This window comes from Sagittula sp., from assembly GCF_052825245.1.
Genome location: NZ_JBRBWD010000058.1, coordinates 11,693 through 34,231 on the forward strand (window position 1 = coordinate 11,693; position 22,539 = coordinate 34,231).

At 68.9% G+C, this 22,539-nt stretch carries 22 protein-coding genes and 1 tRNA gene; 15 read left to right on the top strand and 8 right to left on the bottom strand.

Going from position 1 to position 22,539, the window contains the following annotated elements; translation table 11 throughout:
* Positions 1-11 precede the first annotated feature (11 nt).
* The 7 genes from ACU0DV_RS23355 to atzF are packed head-to-tail and all read left to right on the top strand — an operon-like array spanning position 12 to position 7,118.
* Positions 12-1,103 (top strand): ABC transporter permease, encoded by a 1,092-nt coding sequence (locus ACU0DV_RS23355; RefSeq protein ID WP_446242746.1) that lies wholly within the window; start codon positions 12-14, stop codon positions 1,101-1,103.
* Positions 1,100-2,023: an ABC transporter permease gene (locus ACU0DV_RS23360; protein WP_446242747.1), complete on the top strand. Its 924-nt coding sequence runs from the start codon at positions 1,100-1,102 to the stop codon at positions 2,021-2,023. Before ACU0DV_RS23355 ends, ACU0DV_RS23360 begins: the two co-directional genes overlap by 4 nt.
* Positions 2,024-2,037: 14 nt before the next feature.
* A complete protein-coding gene (gene biuH, locus ACU0DV_RS23365) occupies positions 2,038-2,742 on the top strand; it encodes a biuret amidohydrolase (protein WP_283981231.1) in 705 nt (234 codons plus the stop codon).
* Positions 2,739-4,301: an ABC transporter ATP-binding protein gene (locus tag ACU0DV_RS23370; RefSeq protein ID WP_446242748.1), complete on the top strand. Its 1,563-nt coding sequence runs from the start codon at positions 2,739-2,741 to the stop codon at positions 4,299-4,301. The genes biuH and ACU0DV_RS23370 overlap by 4 nt, the downstream gene beginning before the upstream one ends.
* The gene (locus tag ACU0DV_RS23375; protein WP_283981229.1) at positions 4,298-4,969 is read left to right on the top strand and encodes a cysteine hydrolase family protein; all 672 of its coding nucleotides are present in this window, start codon (positions 4,298-4,300) and stop codon (positions 4,967-4,969) included. Before ACU0DV_RS23370 ends, ACU0DV_RS23375 begins: the two co-directional genes overlap by 4 nt.
* Positions 4,962-5,303 carry a cupin domain-containing protein gene (locus tag ACU0DV_RS23380; RefSeq protein WP_283981228.1) on the top strand — a complete coding sequence of 114 codons (342 nt, stop codon included), beginning with the start codon at positions 4,962-4,964 and terminating at the stop codon, positions 5,301-5,303. The genes ACU0DV_RS23375 and ACU0DV_RS23380 overlap by 8 nt, the downstream gene beginning before the upstream one ends.
* 3 nt (positions 5,304-5,306) lie before the next feature.
* A complete protein-coding gene (gene atzF, locus ACU0DV_RS23385; protein WP_446242749.1) occupies positions 5,307-7,118 on the top strand; it encodes an allophanate hydrolase in 1,812 nt (603 codons plus the stop codon).
* Positions 7,119-7,181: 63 nt separating this feature from the next.
* Here atzF and ACU0DV_RS23390 read toward each other — a convergent pair whose 3' ends face one another.
* Positions 7,182-8,867 carry an acyl-CoA dehydrogenase family protein gene (locus ACU0DV_RS23390; RefSeq protein WP_100929207.1) on the bottom strand — a complete coding sequence of 562 codons (1,686 nt, stop codon included), beginning with the start codon at positions 8,865-8,867 and terminating at the stop codon, positions 7,182-7,184.
* Positions 8,868-9,055: 188 nt separating this feature from the next.
* On the opposite strand from ACU0DV_RS23390, the gene ACU0DV_RS23395 reads away from it, so the two are divergent.
* The 3 genes from ACU0DV_RS23395 to ACU0DV_RS23405 all read left to right on the top strand — a co-directional run bounded on the left by ACU0DV_RS23395 (position 9,056) and on the right by ACU0DV_RS23405 (position 11,133).
* Positions 9,056-9,826 carry a sulfite exporter TauE/SafE family protein gene (locus ACU0DV_RS23395; protein ID WP_283981225.1) on the top strand — a complete coding sequence of 257 codons (771 nt, stop codon included), beginning with the start codon at positions 9,056-9,058 and terminating at the stop codon, positions 9,824-9,826.
* Positions 9,827-9,858: 32 nt separating this feature from the next.
* Positions 9,859-10,167 (top strand): hypothetical protein, encoded by a 309-nt coding sequence (locus ACU0DV_RS23400; protein WP_100929209.1) that lies wholly within the window; start codon positions 9,859-9,861, stop codon positions 10,165-10,167.
* Positions 10,168-10,839: 672 nt separating this feature from the next.
* Positions 10,840-11,133, top strand: a complete 294-nt coding sequence (locus ACU0DV_RS23405) for a hypothetical protein (protein WP_100929210.1) — start codon at positions 10,840-10,842, stop codon at positions 11,131-11,133.
* A 74-nt stretch (positions 11,134-11,207) separates the two neighbouring features.
* Here ACU0DV_RS23405 and amrS read toward each other — a convergent pair whose 3' ends face one another.
* Complete coding sequence (gene amrS / locus ACU0DV_RS23410) at positions 11,208-12,269, bottom strand: AmmeMemoRadiSam system radical SAM enzyme (protein WP_446242750.1); 1,062 nt, start codon at positions 12,267-12,269, stop codon at positions 11,208-11,210.
* Positions 12,270-12,329: 60 nt separating this feature from the next.
* On the opposite strand from amrS, the gene amrB reads away from it, so the two are divergent.
* Complete coding sequence (amrB, locus tag ACU0DV_RS23415) at positions 12,330-13,676, top strand: AmmeMemoRadiSam system protein B (protein ID WP_446242751.1); 1,347 nt, start codon at positions 12,330-12,332, stop codon at positions 13,674-13,676.
* Between the two features lie 9 nt (positions 13,677-13,685).
* On the opposite strand, the gene ACU0DV_RS23420 is transcribed toward amrB, so the two are convergent.
* The 3 genes from ACU0DV_RS23420 to ACU0DV_RS23430 all read right to left on the bottom strand — a co-directional run bounded on the left by ACU0DV_RS23420 (position 13,686) and on the right by ACU0DV_RS23430 (position 16,671).
* Positions 13,686-15,905, bottom strand: a complete 2,220-nt coding sequence (locus ACU0DV_RS23420; RefSeq protein ID WP_446242752.1) for a DEAD/DEAH box helicase — start codon at positions 15,903-15,905, stop codon at positions 13,686-13,688.
* A gap of 170 nt (positions 15,906-16,075) precedes the next feature.
* Positions 16,076-16,151: transfer RNA gene (locus tag ACU0DV_RS23425), tRNA-Ala, on the bottom strand.
* Positions 16,152-16,350: 199 nt separating this feature from the next.
* Positions 16,351-16,671, bottom strand: coding sequence for a TIGR02300 family protein (locus tag ACU0DV_RS23430; RefSeq protein ID WP_100929212.1), 321 nt, complete (start codon positions 16,669-16,671; stop codon positions 16,351-16,353).
* Positions 16,672-16,776: 105 nt separating this feature from the next.
* Here ACU0DV_RS23430 and ACU0DV_RS23435 point away from each other — a divergent pair, with 105 nt between their 5' ends.
* From ACU0DV_RS23435 to ACU0DV_RS23450, 4 genes are all read left to right on the top strand, one after another.
* Entirely contained in the window at positions 16,777-17,466 is a 690-nt protein-coding gene (locus tag ACU0DV_RS23435; protein ID WP_100929213.1) for a M48 family metallopeptidase, read from the top strand.
* A gap of 114 nt (positions 17,467-17,580) precedes the next feature.
* On the top strand, positions 17,581-18,177 hold the full coding sequence (locus tag ACU0DV_RS23440; protein WP_446242753.1) for a hypothetical protein: 597 nt from the start codon (positions 17,581-17,583) through the stop codon (positions 18,175-18,177).
* Positions 18,178-18,524: 347 nt separating this feature from the next.
* Positions 18,525-19,181, top strand: a complete 657-nt coding sequence (locus ACU0DV_RS23445; RefSeq protein WP_100929215.1) for a GntR family transcriptional regulator — start codon at positions 18,525-18,527, stop codon at positions 19,179-19,181.
* Between the two features lie 190 nt (positions 19,182-19,371).
* Complete coding sequence (locus ACU0DV_RS23450; protein ID WP_446242754.1) at positions 19,372-19,944, top strand: hypothetical protein; 573 nt, start codon at positions 19,372-19,374, stop codon at positions 19,942-19,944.
* A 6-nt stretch (positions 19,945-19,950) separates the two neighbouring features.
* Here ACU0DV_RS23450 and ACU0DV_RS23455 read toward each other — a convergent pair whose 3' ends face one another.
* From ACU0DV_RS23455 to ACU0DV_RS23465, 3 genes are all read right to left on the bottom strand, one after another.
* On the bottom strand, positions 19,951-20,358 hold the full coding sequence (locus ACU0DV_RS23455; RefSeq protein ID WP_446242755.1) for a thioredoxin family protein: 408 nt from the start codon (positions 20,356-20,358) through the stop codon (positions 19,951-19,953).
* A gap of 35 nt (positions 20,359-20,393) precedes the next feature.
* Positions 20,394-21,107 carry a cytochrome c biogenesis CcdA family protein gene (locus tag ACU0DV_RS23460; protein WP_446242756.1) on the bottom strand — a complete coding sequence of 238 codons (714 nt, stop codon included), beginning with the start codon at positions 21,105-21,107 and terminating at the stop codon, positions 20,394-20,396.
* A 395-nt stretch (positions 21,108-21,502) separates the two neighbouring features.
* Positions 21,503-22,465: an acetyl-CoA carboxylase carboxyltransferase subunit alpha gene (locus tag ACU0DV_RS23465; RefSeq protein ID WP_446242757.1), complete on the bottom strand. Its 963-nt coding sequence runs from the start codon at positions 22,463-22,465 to the stop codon at positions 21,503-21,505.
* Positions 22,466-22,539 lie beyond the last annotated feature (74 nt).

Here is a 22,539-nt window from a genome sequence, read left to right on the forward strand (position 1 = left end):
TCGGGGCGGAGATGACCGGCCCGGTCCGCGACACGCGGGCCTGGCTGGTGCCGCTGGCGGGGCGGGCCGAGGGGCTGATCCTGCCGGTCGCGGCGCTGCTGACCGGGTTCGCGGCCTTCGGGCTGTTCCTGCTGCTTCTGGGCAAGAACCCGGTGGAGTTCTACCAGCTTGTCTACAAGGCGGGCTTCGGCACGGCCTTCTCCTGGACCAACACCCTGTCGCGGGCCGCCCCGCTTCTGTTCGCGGCGCTCTCTGTCGCCATCCCGGCGCGGCTCGGACTGGTGGTGATCGGCGGGGAGGGGGCCATCGTGCTGGGCGGCGTGATGACCGGCGGCCTTGCGGCGACCTTCGCGGGCTGGCCCGCGCTCATCGCCATGCCCATCCTCGCGCTCATGGCGGCGGTGGCGGGCGGGGTCTGGATCGGCATCGTCGGTGCCCTGCGCCAGTGGCGCGGCGTCAATGAAACCATCGCCTCGCTCCTCATGGCCTACATCGCCATCGCCCTGATGAACCACCTCGTCGAAGGGCCGCTGCGCGATCCCGCTTCGCTCAACAAGCCCTCCACCGCGCCCCTGGCCGACACCCTGAGGGTCGGCGACCTGCCGGGGTGGAGCGTGCACTGGGGCCTCGCCGTCGCGGTGATCTGCTGCATCCTCGCCTGGGTGCTGATCGAACGCACCACGCTGGGCTTCTCCGCCCGCATCGCCGGGGGCAACGTCCGCGCCGCGCAGGTGCAGGGCCTTCCGGTGGGCAAGCTGGTGATCGGCTTCACCGCGCTCGGCGGCGCCTTCGCGGGGCTTGCGGGCTACTTCGAGGTCTCCGCGGTGCACGGATCGGCCAATGCCTCGCTCGCCGCCGGGTACGGCTACACCGGCATCCTCGTGGCCTTCCTCGCCCGTCACAACCCGCTGGCCATCGTTCCCGTGGCCCTGCTGCTCGCCGGGTTCGAGGCGTCCTCCGGTCTCGTGCAGCGCCGCATGGACCTGCCCGACGCCACCATGCTCGTCCTTCAGGGCTTCGTCTTTGTCGCCATCCTCGCGTCGGAGACCTTCACCGGCCGCATCAACCTGATCGGCTGGATCGCGAAAGGAGACCGGACATGAACGGCGACATCGGGCTCTGGGCCGTGCCCCTCGCGATGCTGGGCGGCGCGATCCGCGTGTCGACCCCGTACCTCTTCGTCTCGCTGGGCGAGGTCATCACCGAGCGGTCGGGCCGCATCAACCTCGGGCTCGAAGGCACGCTCGTCTTCGGCGCCATGGCGGGCTACGCGCTGGCCTACCTCACCGGGTCTGCCTGGGCGGGGGTGCTGGCGGCGGCGCTGGCCGGGGCGGCCTTCGGCCTGATCCACGGGCTCCTGTGCTCCCTGCCAAAGGTCAACGACATCGCCATCGGCATCGCGCTCATGCTGCTGGGCACCGGGCTCGCGTTCTTCTTCGGCAAGCCCTTCATCCAGCCGGTCGCGCCGGACCTGCCGGCGATCAACCTCGGCTGGTGGTCCGACCTGCCGCAGGTGCAGGCGGCGCTCAAGGTCAACGTGCTGTTCATCGTCGGCGCCGTGCTGGCCGTAGCGCTGGCCTGGATGCTGAAGAAGACCCGCATCGGCCTGACGCTGCGCGTGGTGGGCGACAGCTCCGACGCGGCGCGTGCCCTGGGCATCAGCCCGTCGAAGGTCCGCATCCTTGCCACCGCCTTCGGTGGCGCGCTGGCGGGCATCGGCGGGGCGTACCTGTCGCTCTTCTACCCCGGCTCGTGGAACGAGGGCATCTCCTCGGGGCAGGGCCTGATCGCCGTGGCGCTGGTGATCTTCGCCCGCTGGTCGCCGGTCTGGTGCTTCTTCGCGGCGCTCCTCTTCGGTGCGGCCGGCGCGCTTGGTCCGGCGCTGCAGTCCATCGGCATCACCTCGGGCTACTACCTCTCCTACGCCGCGCCCTTCGTGCTGACGCTGATCGTCCTGATCCTGTCGTCGTCGAAATCCGGTGCGCTCACCGGCGCCCCGCGCGAACTGTCCATCACCAAGTGAACGGAGACCCACAGATGAACGTCATGACCGAAACCCCCGTGGGCACGACCATCGACTCCGCGCCCTACGCCTGGCCCTGGAACGGCGACCTGCGGCCCGGGAACACTGCGCTCATCATCATCGACATGCAGACCGATTTCTGCGGCGTGGGCGGTTACGTCGACAGCATGGGCTACGACATCTCCCTGACCCGCGCGCCCATCCAGCCGATCCAGTCCGTGCTGAAGGCCTTCCGCGACAAGGGCTACATGGTGATCCACACGCGCGAGGGCCACCGCCCCGACCTCTCGGACCTGCCCGACAACAAGCGCTGGCGGTCCCGGCAGATCGGCGCGGGCATCGGCGATCCCGGCCCCTGCGGGCGCATCCTGACCCGCGGCGAACCGGGGTGGGAGATCATCGGCGAACTGGCCCCGGAACCGGGCGAGGTCATCATCGACAAGCCGGGCAAGGGCTGTTTCTGCGCCACCGACCTCGAGATGATCCTGCGCCTGCGCGGCATCGACAACATCGTCCTGACCGGCATCACCACGGACGTCTGCGTGCACACCACCATGCGCGAGGCCAACGACCGCGGCTTCGAATGCGTGATGCTGACCGACTGCTGTGCCGCGACCGACCCGGCCAACCACGCCGCCGCGATCCACATGATCCACATGCAGGGCGGGGTCTTCGGCGCCACGGCGACCTCCGACGCACTGCTGAAGGTGCTGCCATGAAGATGGCGGCGCTCGACGACACGCCCACCGCGCCGGTCGCCAAACCGAAGGGCACCGGCGCCATCGGGATCGAGACGGTCGGCATGACCATGCGCTTCGGCAATTTCACCGCGCTCGACAACGTCTCGATCAAGGTGAAGCCGGGCAGCTTCCACGCGCTGCTGGGCGAGAACGGCGCGGGCAAGTCCACCCTCGTCAAGTGCATCATGGGGTTCTACCACGCCACCTCCGGCAACCTGCTGATCGACGGCTTCGACGGCAACGTGACCGATCCGAAGGACGCCCACGCCAAGGGGCTGGGCATGGTCTACCAGCACTTCACGCTGGTCCCGGCCCTGACCGTGGCGGAAAACCTCGTGATCAGCCGCGCCGACGTGCCGGCGGTGATCGACTGGGAGACGGAGATGCGCGACCTCTCCGCCTTCATGGACGCGATGCCGTTCCGTGTTCCCCTTGCGGAGCCCGTGCATCGCCTCGCGGCGGGCGAGAAGCAGAAGCTGGAAATCCTCAAGCAGCTCTATCTCGGCCGCCGCTTCCTGATCCTGGACGAACCCACCTCCGTCCTGACGCCCGACGAGGCGGACGAGGTGCTGGGCCACGTCCGCCAGCTGTGTGAGGCGGGGGCGCTGTCGGTCCTGATGATCTCTCACAAGTTCCGCGAGGTGACGGCTTTTGCCGACGAGGTCTCCGTCCTCAGGCGCGGCGTCTACACCGGCGGCGGCATGGTCAGCGACCTGTCCCACGCCGACATGGCCGCGATGATGATGGGCGATGCAAAGCCCGCCGACCCCGCCCCCCGCGCGGAAACGAGCGGAGAGACGGTGCTGGCGCTCGACGGCATCCGCGCGACCGACCGCTCCGGCCTCGGCCAGATCACGATCGACGGGCTGAAGGTCCGCGCGGGCGAGATCGTCGGCATCGCAGGCATCTCCGGCAACGGCCAGATGGAACTGATGGAGATCCTCACCGGCCAGCGCACGCCTTCCGCCGGCACGATGACCGTGCATGGCGTCCCCTACGGCGCCACCCGGGCCGAGGAACGCCGCCTGAAGGTCCGCTACCTGCCCGAAGAGCCGCTGCAGAACGCCTGCGCGCCGCGCATGACCGTGGCCGAGAACATCGGCTTCCGCTCCTTCGAGACGGGCCGCGACCGGCCGCGCTTCTGGCTTGCCCCGCGCGCCATGAAGCAGAAGGCCGAACGCCTCGTGGCCGAGTACAAGGTCAAATGCGCCTCCATCGAAAGCCCCATCGCCGCGCTCTCCGGCGGCAACGTCCAGCGCGCGGTCCTTTCGCGCGAACTGGACGGAGAGGTGGACCTGCTGGTGATCTCCAACCCCTGCTTCGGCCTCGACTTCACCGCCGTGGCCGAGATCCGGTCGCGCATCATGACCGCCCGCAATGGCGGCGCGGCGGTGCTTTTGATGAGCGAGGACCTCGACGAGATCCTCGAGCTTGCCGACCGCGTGCTGGTCATGTCCGAAGGCGCGCTGGTCTACGAATGCACCGCGGCCGAGGCCGACGTGCCCACCATCGGCCATCACATGGGAGGTCACGCATGAGGATCGCCGCAGAGCCCTTTCCGCTGGACCTCGACCCCGCGACCACCGCGCTGATCGTGATCGACATGCAGCGCGACTTCATCGAGCCGGGCGGCTTCGGCGCTTCGCTGGGCAACGACGTGACGCGGCTTCAGGCCATCGTGCCGACCACCGCGCGGCTGATCGACGGTTGCCGCGCGGCCGGCGTTCCGGTGATCCACACCCGCGAATGCCACAAGCCCGACCTGTCCGACTGCCCGCCCGCCAAGCGTCTGCGCGGGGCGCCGTCGCTCCGGATCGGCGACGCGGGCCCGATGGGCCGGGTCCTGATCGCCGGCGAACCGGGGGCCGAGATCGTCGCAGAACTGGCGGCCATCCCGGGCGAAAAGGTCATCGACAAACCGGGGAAGGGGGCCTTCTACGCCACCGACCTCGGGCCGTACCTTGCCTGTCTCGGGACGAAGACCCTGATCTTCGCGGGCGTCACCACGGAGGTCTGCGTCCAGACCACAATGCGCGAGGCCAACGACCGCGGCTTCGACTGCCTCCTGGCCGAGGACGCCACCGAAAGCTACTTCGCCGAGTTCAAGGAGGCGGCCCTGCAGATGATCCGCGCGCAGGGCGCCATCGTCGGCTGGACGGCGCCCGTCGCCACGATCCTCTCGGCGCTGGAAATGGCCGATGCCTGAGCCGCTCTCCATCGCTGACCTCACCAGCGGCAGCTGGCGCGACATGACCTTCGCCCCGTTCCGCGACGGGATAGAGATGTGCACCATCGCCGAAGGCACGCCCCAGGTGGCACTCCTGCGCTACGAACCCGGCGCCGCCGCCCCCCGCCACCGGCACAGCGGCATGGAGACCGTGCTCGTGCTGGACGGCAGCCAGAGCGACGAGAACGGGCATTACCCCACGGGCAGCCTCGTGCTGAACCCCGAAGGCAGCGTGCACACCGTGCGCTCGGACGAAGGCTGCGTCGTGCTGATCCAGTGGACGAAGCCGGTGGAATTTCTGGAAGGTGACTGACCTATGAACGTGATGACGCTACAGGCGCCCGACCTGCGGATCGGCGCGCTACACGACCTCTATTCCGCGGGCACCACGCCCGGCACGGTGATCGCCGCCGTCTACGCCCGCATCGCCGAGATAGGCGACCCCGGCATCTTCATCGCGCTCCGCGAGCAGTCCGAGGTCGTGGAAGAGGCCATGGCCCTGCCGCCTTTCGATGCCGACGCGTACCCGCTCTGGGGCGTGCCCTTCGCGGTGAAGGACAACATCGACGTGGAGGGCCTGCCCACCACCGCCGCCTGTCCCGCCTTCGCCTATGAACCCGCCGAGGACGCCTTTGTCGTCGCCCGCTTGCGCGCCGCCGGAGCGCTGGTGATCGGCAAGACCAACCTCGACCAGTTCGCCACCGGCCTCGTCGGGATGCGCTCGCCCTACGCCGTGCCCTTCAACGCCGTCGATCCGGAGATCGTGCCGGGCGGCTCCTCCTCCGGCTCTGCCGTGGCGGTGGCGCAGGGCATCGTCAGCTTCGCGCTGGGCACCGACACCGCCGGATCGGGCCGCGTGCCCGCCGCGCTGAACAACATCGTCGGCTTCAAACCCTCCCTCGGGTTGCTCAGCGCCACCGGCATGGTGCCCGCCTGCCGGACGCTCGACACCATTTCCATCTTCTCGGTCGGCGTGGCGGACGGCTGGACGGCGCTGCAGGTGGCCTCCGGCTACGATCCCGCAGACGCCTATTCCCGCGACCTTGCCGCCCCCGCGCTCGACACGCGCGAGACGCTGACCGTCGCGATCCCCGATGCCGCCTCGGCGCAGTTCTTCGGTGACACCCTCCAGGCAGAGGCTTTCGCCAGTGCCACCGCCCGGCTGATGAACATGGGCATCACCGTCGAGGAGATCGACCTCACGCCCTTCTACGACGTGGCGCAGATGCTCTACTCCGGCGCATGGGTGGCCGAACGCAGGGCCGCGATGGAAGAGATCATGGCGGTCGAACCCGACGTGGTGCACCCCGTCACCCGCGCCATCGTCTCGGCCGCCGATCGGTTGACCGCCGTCGACGCCTTCCGCGGGTTCTACCGCCTCGCCGACCTGCGCCGCGCCGTCCAGCCGGTGCTCGACCGCTACGACATGCTCGTGGTGCCCACCGTGCCGACCTTCTACACCCGCGCCGATCTGGAGGCCGACCCGGTCGAACCGAACTCCCGCTTCGGCACCTACACCAACTTCGTCAACCTGCTGGACATGTGCGGGCTGGCCGTGCCCACCGCGCCCCGCAGGGACGGGCGCCCGGGCAGCCTGACGCTGCTGGCGGCCTCCGGCAGGGACGGGCTTCTGGCCGCTCTCGCCGCCCGGATCGAGGAGGACGCCGCCATAGCCCCCGGCAACGGGCTTGCCATTCCGATGCCCTTGCCGCTTCCGGCGCGCGCACAGAACGAGACGGTGATCGCCGCCGTCGGCGCCCATATGTCCGGCCTGCCGCTCAACGGCGAGCTGACCCGCCTCGGCGCCCGATGCCTCGGCCCCGCCCGGACCAGCGCGGACTACCGGCTCTACCGGCTGCGCGGCGGCGTGCCGAAACCGGGCCTCCTGTGGGTGAACCGCGGCGGCAAGGCGATCGACATCGAGCTCTGGGCGCTGCCCACCGCCGCGGTCGGCGCCTTCATGGCCAACATCCCCTCGCCGCTCACCATCGGCACGCTGACGCTGGAGGATGAAGACCTCTGCAAGGGATTCCTGGTGGAGGCGGCGGCGGTCGAGGGCGCAGAGGACATCACCGCATTCGGCGGCTGGCGCGGCTTCCTCGCCTCGCTCGAATCCGCCCCGGCCTGACCCGGCCCGCCGGCAAGAGAAAAGGCGCCTCAGGGGGCGCCTTTCCAGTCCGTCCCAAGGATGTCAGCCCAGCAGGCGCCGCGCGATCACCTGCGCCTGGATCTCTGCCGCGCCCTCGAAGATGTTGAGGATGCGGGCGTCGCACAGGATGCGCGAGACAGTATATTCCAGCGCAAAGCCGTTGCCGCCGTGGATCTGCAGCGCGTTGTCCGCCGCGGCCCAGGCGACGCGCGCGCCGAGCAGCTTCGCCATCCCGGCCTCAAGGTCGCAGCGACGGCCTTCGTCCTTCTCCCGTGCAGAGAAATACGTCAGCTGCCGCGCGATCATCACCTCGACCGCCATCATCGCCAGCTTGCCCGACACACGCGGGAACTTGATCAGCGCCTTGCCGAACTGCTTGCGGTCCAGCGCGTAGCGCATGCCCACGTCCAGCGCCGCCTGCGCCACGCCGATGGCCCGCGCCGCCGTCTGGATGCGCGCGGATTCGAACGTCTCCATGAGCTGCTTGAAGCCGTTGCCCTCGACGCCGCCCAGAAGGTTCTCGCCCTTGACCTTGAAGTTGTCGAAGCCCAGCTCGTATTCCTTCATGCCGCGGTAACCCAGCACCTCGATTTCGCCGCCGGTCATGCCCTCGGTGGGGAAGGGGTCGGCGTCGGTGCCCGGCGTCTTTTCCGCGATGAACATCGACAGGCCCTTGTAGTTGTCCGTCGACGGATCGGTGCGCGCCAGAAGCGTCATGATGTGGGTCCGGGCGGCGTGGGTGATCCACGTCTTGTTGCCGGTGATCCGGTAATCGCCGTTCTCGTCCTTCACCGCCCGCGTGCGGAGCGAGCCGAGGTCCGACCCGGTGTTCGGCTCGGTGAAGACGGCGGTCGGCAGGACCTCGCCCGACGCGAGCTTGGGCAGCCATTTCGCCTTCTGCTCTTCCGTGCCGCCCGCGATGATCAGCTCTGCCGCGATCTCCGACCGGGTGCCCAGCGAACCCACGCCGATATAGCCGCGCGACAGCTCTTCGGATACCACGCACATCGACGCCTTGGACAGGCCGAAGCCGCCGTGCTCTTCCGGGATGGTCAGGCCGAAGACGCCCATCTCGGACAGTTCCTCGATCACCTCCATCGGGATCAGCTCGTCCTTCAGGTGCCATTCGTGGGCGAAGGGCTCCACCTTGTCGACGGCGTAGCGGCGGAACTGCTCGCGGATCATCTCCAGCTCTTCGTCGAGCCCGGTGCGGCCCACCGTGATCTCGGCCGAGCGCTCCTCCATCAGCTCGACCAGCCGGCTCCGTGCGGCCTGGCTGTTGGCGTTCAGCGTCAGCGTGACGATGGCCTCGCTGGCCAGCGGCGCGGCTTCGGCGGGGGTCACGCCCAGGTCCGCAAGGCGCACCATCTCGCCCTGGTTCATCTGGATGCCGCCCATGATCTGCGCGAGGTACTCGCCAAAGGCGATCTGGTGGATCAACTGCTCCACCTCGCCAAAGGTCCCCTCGGCGGTCAGCTTCTCCGCCCAGCCCTGCATCTGGCGCAGCGACTCGAGGTAGGTGGCGAACCACGCAAGGCCATGCGCCGCGGTCTGGTTGTCCTCCACCGCGCGCGCCGAGACCCGGCCGTCGATGCTGACCAGCGCGCGCACGCGCGCACGGGCGGCCTCGAACACCTGTTCCACCGGGGCAACGGCCGCGCCGGTCAGATCCAGAAGGTCGGGCAGGATCACGCGGCCCTGACCCAGGTCTTGTCCATCATGCGCCATTCATCGTCTCCTTGTCGTCGGTTTCGGTCGCCGGACGCGACGGGTTCGGTCTGTGTATTCGGTTGCGACGGTCCTAAACATTTTGCAGTTGCAGCGCAACAAAAATACCAAGGACTGCGGCAGAGTGTTCATTTCTTGCGCAGAGGATTCTTGCGGCGGCCCTCGGACGCCCATGCTATCAGCGCCGCATGACCGCTTTTCTGCCCGATCTCGCTCTGCCCGTCCTGCTGGCCGCCCTTGGCATCGGCCTTGTGGCGGGCGTGGTCAAGGGAATGGTCGGTTTCGCCATGCCCATGATCATGATCTCCGGCCTTTCGAGCCTGATCCCGCCGGAACTGGCGCTGGCCGGACTGATTCTTCCGACGCTTGTCACCAACGGGATGCAGGCGCTCAGGCAGGGGGCGGGCGCCGCATGGCAGTCGGTCAAGCGGTTCCGGCTGTTCCTTCTGGTCGGGCTGGTGTTCCTGCTGGGCGCCGCGCAGCTGGTGACGGTGCTGCCGGTGCGCTGGCTGCTTCTGGCCATCGGCCTGCCCATCACGCTGTTTGCCATGCTGCAACTGGCGGGCTGGCAGTTGCGCCTTGCCCCCGGCACCCGCCCGGGGCTCGAGGCCGGGATCGGCGCCTTTGCCGGCTTCATCGGCGGGCTGTCCGGTGTCTGGGGGCCGCCGACCGTGGCCTACCTGACTGCCATCGGCACCGAGAAGACCGAGCAGATGCGCGTGCAGGGCGTGATCTACGGGCTGGGCGCACTGGCACTGACCGTCGCGCACATCGGCTCGGGCGTGCTGAACGAACGCTCCGTCTGGTTCTCGGTCATGCTGCTGCCCACCGCGGTCTGCGGCATGTGGATCGGCAGCCGCATCCAGGACCGCATCGACCAGCGCGCCTTCCGCCGCGCCACGCTGGCCGTGCTGCTGGTCGCGGGCCTGAACCTCGTCCGCCGGGCGCTGATGGGCTGACCGGCGGCGCCGGCCGCGCTAGACTTCCCTTCATGACCACGCTCACGGATCACGTCACGGCGCTTGTCGACGCGGAACTGGCGATGCACCCCAAGGCCACGCGGGCCGACCGGATGCTGCTGGACGACTTCCGCCGCCTGCGCGCCCGCCATCTCCCGATCACCGTGAACATCCCGGGCGGCGCCACCACGACCTGCATCATGGTCACCCGCTCCAACGGCGCCTACACGCTGGTCTGGCTGCCGGAGGCGCAGCTCTTCTCGCTCTGCGTCGACTCGATCTTCGGCCCGGTGGACATCGGCGTGCACGGCGCGGCGCTGGCCTGCTTCTCCTCTGTCTGACCCGCGGACTTCCCGTCCTTTCAAGTGGATGCCTCAAGCGGTAGCACCCGCGCCTTTCCACCTGTTCCCGATGCACGTGCAGAAAGAAGACCGCAAATCCCGAATTGCGAACTTGGGATAATTCCGGATTGAGCGCCCGGATTTGAAAAGGGCAGGGGGTAGCTTCTGACCGGGCGGAGTGAATGAAGCCCCATCAAAGCCCGAGTCCGGCGGACCCTCCAATCCAAGCAGACGTGCATGAAGTCCGTACCCCGGCGCCGATCCTGTGCCGTGGCGCTCCTCCGGTCCTTGCCAGACACACGCCACCGCCTCCGGCCCCAACGATCAGGGCTGACGCCAGTTAACGCCACTTGTTTTCAAGGCCGGAACCGGTCAGTGCGACGCGCAGGCACCAAGCTGACCAAGGGCAGCCCCCGCACCGGCATCGCCGGGAAAGGACCGACTATGGAATTCCCCACTCGACTCAATCCGGGAAATGCACGAGAATAACAACCTATGGTTGGGGCGCTTTCCGCCTATGGAAAAGATTCCCGATTAATTTGAGAGTCCTGTGAATTAAGTCAGGGTTTTTTGTCGCCCGCGGGAAACGGCCTTATTTACGCCTTTTTTGCGCGACAGACGGCGGCGAATCGGTCTTAATTCCGATCACCAACTTATTTTTGGAGGTTACTAATGAAGATCAATACGTTCCTTGGCGCTGCCGCAATTGCAATTTCCGCTATCGCCACCGCCGCTTCCGCCGGCCACCAATCCTATGACGGCCCGATGGACCCGGTCACCCCGGGCTGCGACCGCTATCGCAGCGGTCTTGCTTCGTACGACGTGTGCTTCACCGGGGGCGAACCCTACGTGCAGGGCCACTATTCCTCTCTGGCCTGCGCGGACCCCTACAAGGGCACCCGCTTCGTCTGGAAAAAGCCCTTCCTCGCCAAGGGCCGCTACGTCCTGACCTGCACCGACAACTGATCCGTCCATCACGGACCCATGACGCGCGCGCCCCGGCATTACCGGGGCGCGTTGCGTTCAGGCCCGCAAACCAGTCACGCCAGCCGCACCGGCTGCCGCCTGCGGCCCCAGGTCCCCGGCGGCCCGACGAAAACCCCCGGCAAGGCCGTCCCGCAGACCACGCAGGCGCCGCGGTCGTCGAGGCCCCAGTCCGATAGCGCATACCAGTCCCGCCCGATGACCTTCGTGCCGCAGCCCGCGCAATAGCTCGATTGCGCCGCCTCGTGATGCACGTTGCCCACGTAGACATGCCGCAGCCCCGCGCCCTTCGCGGTGGTCCGGGCGCGCAGCAGCGTCTCCACCCGCGTCCGGGGCACGTCGAGCATCCGGTAGTCCGGGTGGAAGGCGGTGAAATGCACCGGCACATCCGGCCCGCAGGCCTCCACGACCCATTCTGCCAGCGCCGTCACCTCTGCCTCCGAATCGTTCTGGCCGGGGATCAGCAGCACCGTCAGCTCGACCCAGCAGGCGGTCTCGCGCACGGCGTAGCGGATCGTCTCCAGCACCGGGGCCAGCGCGGCGCCGGTCAGCTCGCGGTAGAACCGTTCGGTAAACCCCTTGAGGTCGATGTTGGCCGCATCCATCGCGCCGAAGAACGCCTCTCGCGGCCCGCCCGAGATGTAGCCCGCCGTCACCGCCACCGATTTCACCCCCGCTTCACGGCAGGCCGCGGCGGTGTCCAGCGCGTATTCGTAGAAGATCACAGGGTCGTTGTAGGTGAAGGCCACCGACCGGCAGCCGCCCCGCACCGCCGCCCCGGCGATCATCTCAGGCGTCGCCCGGGCGCTCATGGCGTCGACCTCGCGGCTTTTCGAGGTCTCGTGGTTCTGGCAGAACTTGCAGGCAAGGTTGCAGCCCGCCGTCCCGAAGGACAGCACCGGCGTGCCCGGCAGGAAATGGTTCAGCGGCTTCTTCTCGATCGGGTCGATGCAGAAGCCGGTCGACCGCCCGTAGGTGTCCAGCACGATCTCGCCGCCCTGCCGCATCCGGACAAAGCACATGCCGCGCTGGCCGTCGCGCAACTGGCATTCGCGCGGGCAGAGCGTGCACATCAGCCGCCCGTCCGGTTGTTCCCGCTGAAGGACGATCTCGCTCAAGGTGCTTGGTTTCCTCTCTCCGACGCGAGACAATGATAGGGCAACGGAAGGCAGATGACGATGACCACCACCCGACAGCCCGCCGTCGCGGGGCGATTCTATCCCGGCCAGCCGGGCGCGCTGGCATCCGAGGTCGCGGCCCTGCTGGAGGGCGCGCCCACCGCGCCCGAACCGCCCCTTGCCGTGATCTCGCCCCACGCGGGCTACGCGTTCTCGGGCCGCCTGACCGCGCGGGCGCTGGCCGCAACACGGGACGCCACGCCCGGGGGTATCGCCGTCCTCTCGCCCTCGCACCGCCACGCCTTCGACGGCATCGCCGCGCCGTCGCAGGACGCCTTCTCCCTGCCGACCGGCACCGTACGTATCGACACCGCCGCGCGCGACGCGCTGACCTCCGGGGGGCTGATCCATGTGGAGGACGCCGCCCACGACCAGGAGCACGGCGTCGAGGTGCAGCTTCCCTTTCTCCACGCCCTGCACCCCGGCGTGCCGGTGCTGCCGCTGGTGGTCGGGCGGGCGGACAACGCACAGGTCGCGGCGGTCATCGACGCGCTGCCCCAAGGCACGCTGATCGTCCTCTCCTCCGACCTCAGCCACTTCCTGACCCGCGACGCCGCGCAGGCGAAGGACGCGCGCACTGCCGAACGGCTGGAGACCGGCGCCGCCCCCGACCTGCGTCCCGAAGAGGCCTGCGGCGCCCGCGCCATCGCCGGGTTCTTTACCTCCCGGCTGGCAGAGGGCACGCGGCTGACCCGCCTCGCCATGGCGAACTCGGGCGAGGTGACGGGCGACGACAGCCGGACCGTGGGGTATGGCGCATGGGCGATCACCGCGGGGGAGGCGGCCTGCCTCGACCCCGGCCAGCGCAGACGGCTGCTCAGGACCGCGCGAGAGGTGCTGGCCTCCAGCCTGAGCCGGGGCAAGCCGCCGCTCATCGACACGGCGAGCTTCCCGCCGCCATTGCAGACCTACGGGGCCAGTTTCGTGACGCTGGAACAGAAGGGGCGGCTGCGCGGCTGCATCGGCAGCCTCAAGGCACACCGCCCGCTGGTCGAGGACGTGGCCCTCAACATCCAGAAATCCGCCTTCGAGGACCCGCGCTTCAACCAGCTGAAGGAAAGGGAACTCGACCGGACCTCCATCAAGATCGCGATCCTGTCACCGGCGCGGCGCATGACCTTCGCCGATCAGGAGGACCTCGAATCGCAGCTGGTGCCGGAACGCGACGGGCTGATCCTGCGCGACGCGGGCCGCGCGGGGACCTTCCTGCCGATGGTCTGGGAAAAGCTGCCCGACCCCCGCGCCTTCGTCGAGGCGCTGAAGGTCAAGGCCGGGCTGCCAAAGGATCACTGGAGCGACACGCTCACCATCGACCGGTTCCACGCGGAAACCTTCGCCGAAGTGTGAGGCGCGCGTTCAGCCCTTGCGGCGCGGCGGTTCCGTCCCGCCGGGGCGCGGCTTGCCGCCGGTCTTGCCCTTGAACTTCGACGGACCCTTGGCGCCGTCCTTCGGCGTGCCCTTGAACGACCCCTTGCCCGGACCCTTGGCAGGCCCCTTGCCGGGGCCCTTCGCCGGTCCGCGCGACATGCGCTGCGACGGGTCGGAGGCATTGCTGCGGTAGGCGGGTTTCGCCGGGGCGGCGTCGCCGTCCTTGGTCGTGCGCGGTTTGTAGGGCTTCTTCGGGCCGTCCCGGTCGGACCGCTCGCGATTCGGTTTGCCGTATCCCTTGCCCTCGGTGCGCTGGGTGAACTTGCCCGCCGGTTTGCCTTCGGATCTGCCCTCCGGCCGTGCGGCGGGCTTCTTCGGGCGCGGCGTGTCGGCAGCCGGGGCGGCAGAGGCCTCGGCCCGCGGCGCGGCTTCGCTCACCGGGGCGGATTTGGCGGCAGGGGCGGGGGCAGGACGTTCCGCCCGCTCGGTCCGCTCGGGGCGGTCTTCGCGCGGCGGGCGCGGCTTGCGGTCCGGCCGGGCGCCCCGGTCGTCCCGGTCATCGCCACGGCCGCGATGCGGCTTCGGTCCCTTGCGGAACCCGTCGTCGCGGCGCGGGCCGGAGGGGCGGCGCGCGAACTCGGGCTCTCCCTCGACGGCACGGGCGGTGATGTTGTCGGCCAGCATGCCGTCGGCCCCCAGCGCGCCTTCGAAGGCGGCGGCCCGGGTGGCGGCGATCTCGACAAATGTCTCCGTGTCCTGGACCCGGATCGCGCCGATGGCGTCCTTTTCCAGATCCGTGGCGCGCAGGATCAGCGGCAGCAGCCAGCGTGCTTCCGCGCGGTCGTTGCGGCCCGCCGACAGTGCGAACCAGCGGCTCGGGCCAAAGCTCTTGGTGTCGCGGCGCGCGGGCGTGTCGGGGCTTTGCAGGTCTTCCGGCGCGGAATGGCGCGCCAGGTGCATGCGGACCAGCGCGGCGGCCACCGCTTCCGGCCCGTGCGCCTCAAGCAGGCGGGCGGCGAACTCGGCCTGCTCTTCCGGGACGCCCATCTGCCAGGACGGATCGTTCAGCAGCTTTTCCTCGTCACGGGCCGAGATATCCTCCGCCGAGGGAGGCACGGTCCATTCCGCGGTGATCTTCGCCCATTTCAGCAGGCGCTCCGCCTTCCCCACCGACTTCGGCGGCACGATCAGGGCCGAGATGCCCTTCTTGCCCGCGCGCCCGGTGCGGCCCGAGCGGTGCAGCAGGCTTTCGGTGTTGGTCGGCAGATCGGCGTGGATGACCAGCGACAGGTTCGGCAGGTCGATGCCCCGCGCCGCCACGTCGGTCGCCACGCAGACCCGCGCCCGGCCGTCGCGCATCGCCTGCAGCGCGTGGGTGCGTTCCTGCTGGCTCAGTTCGCCGGACAGGGACACGACGGACAGGCCGCGGTTGTGCAGCCGCGCCGTCAGGTGATTGACCTGCGCGCGGGTGTTGGCAAAGACGATGGCGCTTTCGTCGTCGTGAAAGCGCAGCAGGTTGAAGATCGCGTGATCCGAATCCGCCTGCGCCACGCGCAGCGCCTTGTAGGCGATGTCGGCGTGCTGCTTGGCCTTGTTGATCGTGTTGATCCGGAAGGCGTCCTTCTGGAATTCCTCGGCGATGCGCCCGATGACCGGCGACACCGTGGCCGAGAACAGCAGCGTGCGCCGCTCGGCCGGAGCGGTCTGAAGGATGAACTCCAGATCCTCGCGGAAACCGAGGTCCAGCATCTCGTCGGCCTCGTCCAGCACAACGGCGCGCACGTCGCTCAGGTCGAGCGCACCGCGCCGGATGTGGTCGCAGAGCCGCCCGGGCGTGCCCACGACGATATGCGTGCCACGTTCGAGGAAGCGCCGCTCCTGCCGGACGTCCATGCCGCCGACGCAGGAATTCACCATCGCGCCGGTCTTTTCATAAAGCCAGCGCAGCTCCTGCATGACCTGGAAGGCCAGTTCGCGGGTGGGGGCCACGACCAGCGCCAGCGGCGTGCCGGCGGGGCCGAAGGCCTGATCCTCGCCCAGCAGCGTCGGCGCGATGGCAAGGCCGAAGCCCACCGTCTTGCCCGATCCGGTCTGCGCCGAAACCAGCAGGTCGCGCCCATCGGCGTCCGGTGCGGTCACGGCCTCCTGCACGGGGGTGAGGGTGTCGTAACCGCGCTCGGTCAGCGCGTCGGTCAGGGCAGGAATCATGCGGAGCGGCTCCGGAAAAGGGGCGTCCGGGATCGGACGCGGAAAGGTCGGCATCTGGCAGGATGCGGGATAAGTCTACCGGAAAGCCGGTTGCAAACACGTCAAAACGACAGGACGGACCCTTTCCCGGTGCCAGCCCGGGCGGTCGACCTGTCGCGTTATCGGAAGAATGGTGGAGCCTAGGGGGATCGAACCCCTGACCTCTACAATGCCATTGTAGCGCTCTCCCAGCTGAGCTAAGGCCCCATCTTCTGGTCTTCTCCGGCCGGCCGCATGGCCTGTCGGAGTGTCGTCCCTGGGCGGCGCATCCGCGCCGTGCGGGGGTGATTACGAGAAGCCGCCAGCAGGATCAAGCGGAAAATGCACCCTGCGCCGCGGCTTTTGTCCCAACCCCTTCCGGGGCGTGGTCAGCCCCTCCCCCGCGGGGAGAGGCCAGGGCGTGCGATCAGGAATCGTCGTCCTCGTTGGACACGTCGGTGATGTCGTCGAGCGAGACGTTGTCGTCGTCCTCGTCCTCCAGAACATCATCGTCGTCCAGATCGACTTCGACATCATCATCGTCCAGCAGGTCGACGTCTTCCGAGTCCTTCTTCTTCGCCTTCGAGGCCTGGTCCTCGGCGTCCGCCGCGATCATGCTGCGCTTGCCGGTGTCGAGGTTCACGACCTCACCGGTGTACGGGCTGACGATCGGATTGCGGTTCAGGTCGTAAAAGCGCTTGCCGGTGGTCGGGCAGACGCGCTTCGTGCCCCATTCTTCCTTCGGCATGGGTGATCCCCTCTTGATGCTGGGACCTGGCGGGCCCCCGTCGACAATCTTCGCCCCCTGCCATATGACCGGTTCGATGTCAAAGCTTTTGGGGGAAGGCGTCATATGGGGCAGATCCGCCTGACTGGCAACCCCGAGATTGCAGTCACCGTGCGCCGGTCCGCCCGCGCACGCCGGCTGAGCCTGCGCATCTCGCAGCTCGACGGCCGCGTGACCCTGACGCTGCCCCGCGCCGTGCCGGAAGCGGAGGGCCGCGCCTTCCTGCGCGCCAAGGAGGCCTGGCTGCGCCGCCACCTCGAAACCCAGGGCGCGCCGGTGCCCGTGGGTCTTGGCGCACGCATCCCGCTGGAGGGCACGCTGCACGAGATCCTGCCGGGGGCGGGGCGGTCGGTCACGCGCGGTGACGGCGTGCTGCACGTGCCCGGCGATCCCGACCGGGCGGCGGCGCGGCTTCAGGGGTATCTCAGGACGCTGGCCCGCGACCGGCTGGCGGCGGCCTCGGATTTCTACAGCGCGAAGCTGGGCAAACCTTACACCCGGCTGACCCTGCGCGACACGCGGTCGCGCTGGGGGTCCTGCACCTCCGACGGGGGGCTGATGTATTCGTGGCGGCTGATCCTCGGCCACCCCGAAGTGCTGGATTACGTCGCCGCCCACGAGGTCGCGCACCTCAGGCACATGAACCACTCCGACCGTTTCTGGGCGGAGGTCGAGCGCCTGTACGGCGACTGGCGGGCGCCGCGCAAATGGCTGCGCGATCACGGCAACGAGCTGCACCGCTACCGCTTCGACTGACCCGCGACAGACCCGACAGGCGCCGCCCGGTCAAGACAGGTATCCCAGCCTGTGCAGGCGCGCGCGCCGTCCCCACATCTTAGGGTAGTAAAGTCACACCCGAAGGAGGGTCCGATGACCATGCTCCACTCCCGCGCGGGGGCGATCCCGCTCGAAGGCCTGCCGATCACCGCCGAACAGCAGGAACGCCTCTCCCACACGCTGCGCTGCGTCCCGGCGGACCACCTGCGCAGCCTGCAACGCATCGTGATCCGCGACCGGCAGGTGCGCGACGAACGCTCGGGCGAGATGCGCGAATACGCCGGCGGCTCCACCAATGCGGCGCAGCGCGGCTGGAGGGACCTCTCGCCGCACCAGCGCCGCTTCTGGATCATGCTCGACATCGACAGCTTCGATCCGCGCCAGCGGCCGATCAACAACCGCCCCGGCGGCAAGCACTACACGCTGCTGCACGAACTGGGGCACCTCGTCGACTGGAGCTATGGCGCGCTGAGCTGGATCATGCGCAACGATCCCGAGGGCTTCCGCCTGCTGGCCCGGCAGCCGCACACCGGCATCACCCAGGGCACCCAGGAGCGGTTCGCCGACGCCTATGCCGACCTCTACTTCCACCGGCCGGAGCGGACGCGCGACGACCCGCGCATCCGGTGCATCCTGCAAAGCCCGCCCTTCCGCACCGCCTGGACGCCGCACACCGAGATCGCCGTCTGAGCCTTCGCCGCCATAGAAAAGGGAGGGCTGCAGCCCTCCCTTTCCCTGCCATGCCCGGGCATGGTCTGGTTTGGGGCTCTTCACATACCCAGGTACATGACAAGCCGGAGGGTGCCGCAGGTGTGTGTCTTGAACCGGCACCGCATCCGCACGAAGGACGCGCCCCGGACGCCCTCCGATCCCTTGCCGGGGCGTGTCCGGCCCGGCGCTTGACCCTATCCACGAACGCGGCGGCGAGGCAGTTTCAGAAAATTCAACCTGACGTTGCGTCATTCTGAAGTTTTCCCGCCCACCCGCGCCGCGCAGAGACCGATTGACCTGCCGCCAATTTGTGATCACATGCGACCATGCAAACCGTTCCCCTGAAGACCGAAGTCACCGCCTCTGCCCACGACCGCGTCTATCGCGGGCTACGGACCCGGATCATGCACGGCCAGATCGGGCCGGGGCAGGCGCTGACCCTGCGCGGCATCGGCAAGGAGTTCGACGTCTCCATGACACCCGCGCGCGAGGCGGTGAACCGGCTGGTGGCCGAAGGCGCGCTGTCCATGTCGAACTCGGGGCGCGTCGCCACGCCGGAACTGTCCAACGAACGGATCGAGGAACTGGCGGCGCTGCGTGCACTCCTGGAGGTCGAGCTGGCCTCCCGCGCGTTGCCGCGGGCGCACATGGCGCTGATCGACCGGCTGCAGACCATCAACGCCACCATCGCCGACGCGGTGTCGAACCGCGACGCGGTGGCCTACATCCGCACGAACCTTGAATTCCACCGCGCGCTTTACCTGCGCGCGCAGGCGCCCGCGATGCTGGCCATGTGCGAAACCGTCTGGCTGCAACTCGGCCCCACGATGCGGGCGCTCTACAGCCGCCTGCGCCGTACCGATCCGCCGCAGTATCACCGGCTGATCATCGCCGCGCTGAAGGCCGGAGACGAGCCCGGCCTGAGGCTGGCGGTGCGCACCGACGTGACGCAGGGTCTGAGGATGATCGCAGACCGCATCTGACGAACCCGCGAAGGCCGGCACACCTCCCGCCCGTCCTGCGCATGTCCGGCGAAAGGCGGCCCGAAGGCCCGCCCTACAAACCCTCCCGCCCGTGGTCATCCGGTCACGCCGCGTCAAGACGCCCGCTTGTGGCCACAGGCAGGGGCGCGCATACTCTGGGACCGCATCGCCCCCTCCGGAAAGAGCCGCCATGCCGTCAGATCCCTCCGCCAGCCCGCCGCGCCGCCAGGTGCTGTTCAAGTTCCTGCTGCTGCTGGCGCTGCTCGCCGGTTATTTCGCCTATCTCTGGGTGCGTTTCGATGCGGCGACGGGCGCCGTCACGGCGGGGCTGACATGGGCGTTCTTCGTGCTCTGCACGCCCATCGCCGACGCGGGTTTCCTGCTGGATTTCCCGCTGCGTGTGCTGTTCGGCATCCGCATGGTGGTCTCGGAACTGGCGGTCTGGGCGCTGGCGGGCGGCATCGTCGGCGCGACGCTGCTGATGGCGCCGGAATATTTCGACACGACCGTGCTGACCCGGCTGTTCCACCAGATCCTCGTGCACCCCTGGCCTTACTGGGGCGTCGTGGCGCTGTCCGCCGCCGGGACCTTCCTGTCGGTGCGGATCGGGGACGAGCTGATGGACGTGCTCCACCACCGCGACCGGGCGTTCTTTCACTCCCACGCCTTCAAGCGGGAGCTGATCCAGATCGCGGCCTTCGCGGCGGTGGCCATCGCCTATTACCGGCTCATCGCCTCGCTCGGGCTGGAGAGCGTGCTGTAGCGCGGATCAGGAGGTCGCGGCGCCGAGCGCGGTGTCCATCAGCGCCTTGATCTCCGCCTTGCCGGTCTGCGCGACGAGACGGCCCAGTTCCTTCTCGCCCTTCAGCACGACGAGGGTGGAGCGGCGCGGGATGTTCAGCATGCGCGACAGTTCCCCCTTGCCGTGGATGTCCCAGTCCACGTCGATGAAGGTGATGTTCTGCTCGTAGGCGGGGTTCTCCTGCTTGAGCTCGGTCAGCACGCGCTGCTGCGCGGCGCAGGTCGAACACCAGCTTGCCCGGAAGTCGAGGAACAGCGTCTCTCCGGCGGCGAGCCGCTGGGTGGTGAGGCCGGGCGTGTACTCCAGCGCGGCGCGGGCGGCGAAGGGCAGGGCAAGCGCGCCCGCGGTCAGGGTCAGGAAGCTGCGGCGGTGCATGGGAAACTCCTTTGGCAAGGGTCGGGAGGAAAGGGTCAGAGCGAAACGGAAAGGTCGATCAGCCAGCCGGGCAGGACGCCGATCAGCCAGGCCTCGACCATATGGTGGAGGTTGAAGAGGAGCGCCAGCCCGGTGGCGGCAAAGACCACGCCCAGCACCGGCCGGGCCGAGACCGCCAGCCGCCGGAGCGTCGCGTTGTGCCGACCGATGGCACCGCGCGTGCCGTAGGCCAGCCCGAGGATCAGGGTTGAGACGCCCATGGCGAAGGCCGCCATGATCGCCGTGACCCGCAGGAGGCTCTCGCCCTGCGAGGCAAGCGCGATGGCGCCGCCCAGCGTCGGGCCGATGCAGGGGCTCCAGACCGCGCCAAGCAGCAGCCCGCCGAGGAACTGCCCCCGCAGCCCGCTGCGGTCGACGCCGTCCATCCGCATGTCGGCGCGCGCCGCCATCCCCGCCGTGGCCCCGGCCAGCACGGCCCCCGCGCGCGGCACCAGCAGCGCCAGCCCGAAGACAACCATCAGCACCGCCCCGGCCTTCGAGATCGTCTCCACGTCGAGGCCGACAAGGTGCCCGAAGGCGGTCACGGTCACGCCGAGGGTCACGAACGACAGCGACATCCCCGCCGCCATCGCCAGCGGCCCGCGCGGACTGGCCTGCAGCGCGCCCGCAAGCACGATCGGCAGCACCGGCACCACGCAGGGATTGATCAGCGTCAGCAGCCCCGCGCCATATGCGAAGACGAGTTCCATGGGGAGATATGACCCGAGCACGCGGCCGCTGTCACCGGGCAAACGGCTGACGCAGGGTCACGTCCGCGCCAACGATTGTTTCAGGGGGCAGGCGGTGGCGCCTGTGGTGCGGACGGGAGCGAGGGGCCGGCCCCTCGCGCTCCCCGGAGTATTTTTGAAGCAAAGAAGCAGGGAAGGGTGAGGGTGCTGAGGCGCGGTGCGGTGTGGGGCAGCACGTGGGCGGAAGTGCCGGGATGCGTTGAGGCGTTGGCGCGCCCTTGGATGGGGTGTCCAGGCGCGCAAAAGTGCGCGGGGCACCGGCTTTCGTCGGGCGGAGGCTGGGCGGGGCGCGCCTTGGCCGGCGCGGCCTTGTTCGGGAGGGAGACGGTGGGCGGTGGGATCGGGAGGGCGGCCGGTCAGGCCGCCAGCCCCTTTGCGCCCATGTTCAGGTATTTCGCCCGGCGGGCCTGCACCAGTTCGCCGCGTTTCGCGCCGCCCAGTTCCTTCAGCATGGTCGCGATGGCCTCGCCCACGGAGGTCAGCACCGCCTCGCGGTCGCGGTGCGCGCCGCCTTTCGGTTCGCGGATGATCCGGTCGCAGACGCCCAGCTGGTAGAGGTCCTGCGCGGTCAGGCGCAGCGCCTCCGCAGCCTCGCGCATCTTCTCGGCGTCCTTCCACAGGATCGAGGCGCAGCCCTCGGGCGAGATCACCGAGTAGACCGAATGTTCGAGCATCGCGACGCGGTTCGCCGTGGCGAAGGCCACCGCCCCGCCCGAGCCGCCCTCGCCGATGACCACGGTCACCAGCGGCACGCCGATCTGCAGGCATTTCTCCGTCGACCGGGCGATTGCCTCGGACTGGCCGCGTTCCTCGGCGCCCTTGCCGGGGTAGGCGCCGGGCGTGTCGATCAGCGTCACCACCGGCAGTCCGAAGCGGTCCGCCATGTCCATCAGGCGCACCGCCTTGCGGTAGCCCTCGGGCCGTGCCATGCCGAAGTTGCGGTCGATCCGGGACGTGGTGTCATGGCCCTTCTCGTGGCCGATCACCATCACCGGCTCGTCGTTGAACCGCGCCAGCCCGCCCATCACCGCGTGGTCGTCGGCGAAGTTCCGGTCGCCGGCCAGCGGCGTGTACTCGGTGAACAGCGCCTCGATGTAGTCCTTGCAGTGCGGGCGTTCCGGGTGGCGCGCGACCTGGCACTTCCGCCAGGGCGACAGCTTGGCGTAGAGGTCCTTGAGCAGCGCATCGGCCTTCTTGTCGAGCGCCTTGGCCTCGGCTTCCACGTCCATGCCGGGGTTCTCGCGCGCCATCGCGCGCAGTTCTTCCGCCTTGCCTTCGATCTCCGCCAGCGGCTTCTCGAAATCGAGGTAGTTGGCCATGCGGTGTCCTCCATGATGCTGGGCGCTATATGGCGCCTGCAACAGCGGAACGCAACAAAGCAAGATTTGTCGCC